The sequence below is a fragment of the Streptomyces sp. MZ04 genome, assembly GCF_004684775.1.
Classification (GTDB): domain Bacteria; phylum Actinomycetota; class Actinomycetes; order Streptomycetales; family Streptomycetaceae; genus Streptomyces.
Genome location: NZ_SRIC01000494.1, coordinates 1 through 2,903 on the forward strand (window position 1 = coordinate 1; position 2,903 = coordinate 2,903).

Genomic DNA, 2,903 nt, shown 5'->3' on the forward strand with positions numbered 1-2,903 from the left:
TTTCGTGGCCGCCCGGTCATCACGCTTCACGCGGTGGAGGGGTGGGAGTCAAGGGTGAAGCGAAGCGGAATCGGCGAAGCCGACGCGACCGAAGGGAGCGCCCTTTACTCCCACCCCGGAACCGCCACTCTCAGGCCAACCGGGCGGCCCCGGCACCAATCAAAGCCCAGGCCCAGCAAAGCCCCCGCCCCCTTACTCCGGCTCCACGAACTCGTCCGTCAGCACACACCCGTCAACCAGCGCCGGCGCCGTAGACACATCACCCCGCACCTGGAAGTTCGGGTTGCAGTTCAGCTCCAGGAGCCCCGAGGCCGACAGATCGCGGAGGGTCTCCCCGTCCGGTGCGATCACCACGAAGTCCTTGCCGATGGCGAACCCACCCTCCACGTCCGCGAGCTCGTCGTCCTTCATCTCCTCGGCGAGGTCCGCCTTGTACGCCGTCTGGAACTGCGTCATGTCACTGGTCTTGAAGACCCGCATCCAGGTGCCCCCGCCGTCATCACAGGTCCCCCGAAACTGCACGCCCCACGACAGATCGAACTTCTCGTCCATGGGGTAGTACCGCTCATCGGACGGGTCGATGCTGTACCGCTCACACGTGGTGAAGCGCTGAAGGTACTCACCCGCCGCCATGACGGTCTTAGCCTCCGGCATGTTGTCCAGCATCATCTTCTGCCGGACCCCGGGCCCACCACTGGCCCCACCATTACGGGCGGATCCCTCACCAGAGTCGGAGGCAGAGGCAGAGGCCGAGGTGGCGGTAGAGGTGGAGGTGGAGTCGTCATCTCCCTCACACCCGGTAACCGTCAGGACAAGAGCCGCCGCCCCGACAACCGCCGCCAGCCTGAAGCGCGTACGCATGATGGTGTGATCCGTTCCCCCGCCGAGTCATGACGCCGGGACCCTAGAGCAACCGCATGTCCATGATCAAACCAGGCCCCGAGCGTCCCAGCCCGGCGTTCCAGGCAAGGGACATTTGCACAGGTCAGACCCCCTGGAAGCATTCCAGCATCCCGGATGACCCGGCAGCCCTTGCCCCCGCCCGGACCCGCCCCGTTGGCTGTGATCACGACAGACCGGCACAGCTACTCCGGGGGGATCCCATGAAGCACACCCGCAAGGCAATCGCCGCCGCCATCGGCCTCGTCGCCGCCCTCTCGCTCACCGCCTGCAACGGTGACGACAACGCGTCGGCGGACAACTCGACCACGTCGCCCACCGCATCGGCGGACAAGGGAAGCGGCGGCAGCGAGGGAAGCGACGACGACAAGGGCAGCGGCGGATCAGGCACCGGCACAGGCACCGGCACCGGAAACACCGGCAGCTCCGGCGAGGACGCCCAAGGAACCGCCGCCGGCACCGGCAACAACAGCGACGGCGAGATCGACATCTGCCGCACCGACGAGCTCGAAGTCAACGCCACGGACAACTCCACCGACGAGACGGAAGGCGTCGTCACCGTCGTCTTCAAGAACGGCGGCGGCCGCGACTGCTCGATCAACGGCTACGCGGGTGCCGACCTGACGACGTCCACGGGCGACACCCTCTCGGTCAGCCGCAACGGCGAGAAGCCGGTGCCGGACATCCTGAAGGACGGCGAGTCCGCCGCCTTCAACATCACCTTCCCGGCCAACAACACCGGCGGCTCCGGCGTCCGCATCACCAACGTCGTCGTCACGCCCCCGAACGAGACGAAGCACGTCACGCTCGACTGGCCCGCGGGCTCGCTCCCGGTCTCGGACGGCGAGGACGCCGTGAAGCTGGAGATCAGCCCGGTGGGGAAGGTCAGCGACTCCCCCGCCGGCTGACCCGCTCCAGCTACGACGGCTGAGGCTCAGGAGGCCCGCTGCGGCACCACCCTGATGCCGAACTCGTACGAGCCGATCGCCTCCGCGATGCCCGAGAACAGCAGCGCGAAGTGCTCCTGACCGCGCGCGGTCCCGATGCCTCCCAGGTCCAGCTGGGAGGCATCGGGCCAGCCGAGGTCGCCGAGCAGGCCCTTCGTGGTCCGCTTGGCGGCGTCGTCCTCCCCTGAGAGGAAGATCGTGCTCGGCCCCACCAGACTCGCCGGATCCACCATCACGAACCGGTCCACGGTGGCGAGCGTCTTCACCACCGGCGTCTCGGGATACGCCTTCTGAATCTCCTCACTGAGGCTGTAGTTGGGGTGGGAGAGCTCCATGCTGTCGGTGAAGGTGAAGCCGACCCCGATGTCGACAAGCACCTTCCCGGCGAGAGCGGCCGCGCCGATCTCTTTCAGTACGTCCATGGAAGCCGTGCCGGGCGTGGCATTCACCAGCACCTCACCGTGCACGGCGGCCTCACCGAGCCCGACGACGGTGAACCCCTTCAGCTCCTCGACCTCACCCCGCTCCTTCGGGTTCCGCGATCCCAGTACGACGTCATGCCCCGCCGCACTCCAGCCAGTTGCCACCGCGCGGGCCACATTTCCGGTTCCAAGCAGTCCAATTCGCATGACCAGGACGCTAATTGGGCCTGATGGGCATGGGTATCCAGCCCAAGTCCCATGCTGACTCGGCCCGTTGACGTACTCCAGAAGCCCGAGCCATGAGTACCAGACCGGCCTGAAGGTCTTCGCCCGCCGGAGTCCTCCTGACCGGCTGGCCCCACACCCGGGCGAAGGCACTGGGTCGACGCAGTTGACGGATGTCCAACTTTCCCCGATCGTAGGGGAATTGGGCGCAAATCAACGCGCTGCATGCACCGGCTGGGGGGAGCCGCAAATGCAACCTGGGGACCCGCACGACTCGGTACAGGGCGCCAATCAGGGGGAAGCCCCTCAGGGCAGCCAGAGCGGCCAAGGCAACCAGAGCAACCAGAGCGGTCAAGGCAACCAGAGCGGTCAATTCGGGCCGCCGCCGCCCGTGACCCCGCCCGTCATC

The 2,903-nt window shown here is 67.0% G+C and carries 3 protein-coding genes; 1 reads left to right on the forward strand and 2 read right to left on the reverse strand.

Annotation, left to right across the window (positions count from 1 at the left end):
- Positions 1 to 192 precede the first annotated feature (192 nt).
- Positions 193 to 654: a hypothetical protein gene (locus tag E2651_RS42360; protein WP_135336590.1), complete on the reverse strand. Its 462-nt coding sequence runs from the start codon at positions 652 to 654 to the stop codon at positions 193 to 195.
- Positions 655 to 1,103: 449 nt separating this feature from the next.
- Between E2651_RS42360 and E2651_RS42365 the strand changes: the two genes are divergently transcribed.
- Entirely contained in the window at positions 1,104 to 1,808 is a 705-nt protein-coding gene (locus E2651_RS42365) for a DUF4232 domain-containing protein (protein WP_135336591.1), read from the forward strand.
- Between the two features lie 26 nt (positions 1,809 to 1,834).
- Here E2651_RS42365 and E2651_RS42370 read toward each other — a convergent pair whose 3' ends face one another.
- Positions 1,835 to 2,476: an NAD(P)-binding domain-containing protein gene (locus tag E2651_RS42370; protein ID WP_135336592.1), complete on the reverse strand. Its 642-nt coding sequence runs from the start codon at positions 2,474 to 2,476 to the stop codon at positions 1,835 to 1,837.
- Positions 2,477 to 2,903: the final 427 nt, after the last annotated feature.